This is a genomic window from Paenibacillus sp. GbtcB18 (assembly GCF_019091125.1).
GTDB classification, from domain to species: domain Bacteria; phylum Bacillota; class Bacilli; order Paenibacillales; family NBRC-103111; genus Paenibacillus_F; species Paenibacillus_F chitinolyticus.
In genome coordinates this window covers 1-2360 of record NZ_JAGXJX010000043.1, presented here as the reverse complement: position 1 = coordinate 2360, position 2360 = coordinate 1, and the positions used below count along the sequence as shown (strand labels likewise).

2 protein-coding genes are annotated in these 2360 nt (G+C 49.2%); both read left to right on the top strand.

The annotated features are described in order from the left end of the window. Positions 1-962: KR domain-containing protein (locus tag KVT34_RS29320; protein WP_217563196.1), on the top strand; the 962-nt coding region annotated here is incomplete at its 5' end. Continuing rightward, positions 955-2360: condensation domain-containing protein (locus KVT34_RS29315; RefSeq protein WP_254635230.1), on the top strand; the 1406-nt coding region annotated here is incomplete at its 3' end. The genes KVT34_RS29320 and KVT34_RS29315, both read left to right, overlap by 8 nt.

The window sequence follows — 2360 nt, the reverse complement described above, 5'->3', positions numbered from 1 at the left end:
CGGATCAGATGAAGCAAGCGGTGGATAAGGCGATCGCGGTGTTCGGCGCGATACACGGCGTCATTCATGCGGCGGGCCGGCCGGATAGCGATGCACAGACGACCATTTCCGAAACGCGGAAACGGGAAGCGAACTGGCACTTTGTACCTAAGGTATACGGTATCTATGCGCTAGAGCAAGCATTCGCCAATCAGACCTTAGATTTTTGTATCATGACGTCTTCTTTGTCACCGATGCTGGGGGGCTTGGCGCATGTAGCGTACGCGTCTTCGAATGCTTTCCTGGACGTCTATACACGCAAGAATGCCCAGCAAAGCAAGCGGAATTTTGAGGCACTATGCATCAACTGGGAAGCCTGGCATAATCACGAGGAGATTTTTGAGAGCTATGGTATTGGCGCCACATTAAGTAATTACTTCATCGTTCCTGAAGAAGGGGAAGAGATTTTTCAACGCTTCCTATCCTACAAGGGTATCGCACAAGTCATCGTTTCAACGGGAGATTTCTATACACGGTTGGAACAGTGGACGGCGATACACGACCTTGCCAATGAACAGTCCGAGACCGGCAAGCTAGGCGAAGTGAAGAGAGAACGGCCGAAAACGAAGGTGACTTACGTAGAACCACGCAACGAAATGGAGCAAGTGTTGGCGGATGTCTGGAGCGACCTGCTAGGTTTGGAATCCGTAGGAGTGCATGATAATTTCTTCATTGATCTGGGCGGCCATTCTTTGCTGGGAACCCAGTTGATCTCACGATTGCGGGAATTGTACCAGACGGACATCTCATTGCGTGCACTGTTCGAAGCACCGACAATTGCGGAGTTAAGCGAAGTCATCGTCAGGCTGCTCATGAGTCAGATTAATATTGCCATGCTTGATGATATTGAAGGGTTATCAGAGGAAGCAGTAGAGCAATTGCTGGCTGCCGGTATTGAAGATCCGGGTGAGACGCATGGCTAATACGGAACAACGATTGATGCAGCTGCCGCTTGAGAAGTTAAAGCTTCTGCTTCAGGCGCAGAAAAAATCGGACTCCCACGATGTGCCCGAGGCCCAGGTGTTCGAGCGGAATGAGACCAACCGCTATCCGATGTCTAGCGGCCAGCAGAGGCTCTGGGTCATTCAGCAATATGAGCCGGATAGTGCAGCCTATCATATTGCGACAGCAATCACAATTCATGGAAAGTTAAATATCCAGGCATTGCAGCACAGTTTGAATGAAACGCTGAAGAGACATGAGTCGCTGCGAACTTCTCTTATCGCGGAAGAGGAATCGCCTTGCCAATATGTTTCTCTGCACTGTGAAATTGCAATTCCCTTCATTGAACTGCAGCACGGCTCATCCGATGAGCGGAAGGTTGCGTGGGAGCAATTAGTGGAACAAGAGATTGCAAAGCCATTCGATCTGACGCGAGCGCCGCTGATAAGGCTATTGTTAACGCAGTTGAACGGCAGCGAGTACAAGCTATTGTTCGTCATGCACCACATTGTTGCGGATGGCTGGTCATTCGGGGTGCTCGTGAAAGAAATTGCAGCTCTCTATGAATCTTATAGTAAGAACGGAGCAGCCGCATTACCACCCCTAGTTCACCAATATGTCGATTATTCACTTTGGCAGAGGGAATATTTGCAGAGTGAAGTCTATCGGTCTCATTTGGGATATTGGAAGAACACACTAGCAGGCGCTCTGCCATTATTATCGCTTTCCACGGATCACGCAAGATCGGCGGCCCAGACGTACAAAGGGGAAGTCTACTCCTTCCGGTTGACGCATGCATTGACGAAGTCATTAGAGAAGCTGGCTCAGGAGGAAGGGGTTACGCTTTTCATGCTTCTGATTGTCGCCTATGCCATATTGCTCGGACGCTACTCCCAGCAGCACGATATTTTGATCGGAACGCCAGTCGCGGGACGAAACAGGAAGGAATGGGAGGGACTGATCGGATATTTCGTCAACACATTGGTTATTCGAGCTGATCTGTCCGATTCACCAAGTTTCAAACAATTGTTGGCGAAAATTAAGAAAATCAGCCTGGAAGCATTCGACCATCAGGATGTGCCATTCGAGAAAATCGTTGAAGCCCTGCAGATGGAAAGAAACACAAGCTACCAGCCGATTGTTCAAGTTCAGTTTGCGCTGCAGAACACACCGAAAACGAAAGTGAACGTGGACGCTCTCGTATTCGAAATGGAAGAATTGGATACAAAAACAAGCAAGTTTGACTTGAGCCTGACGATGCAATACAACCAAAAGGGCTTGTTGGCGGATCTCCAATATGCCACGGATCTGTTTAACCGGGAAACGATTGAACGGATGGGGACGCACTTCATCACGATTATCGAAGCGATGGTGTCGAA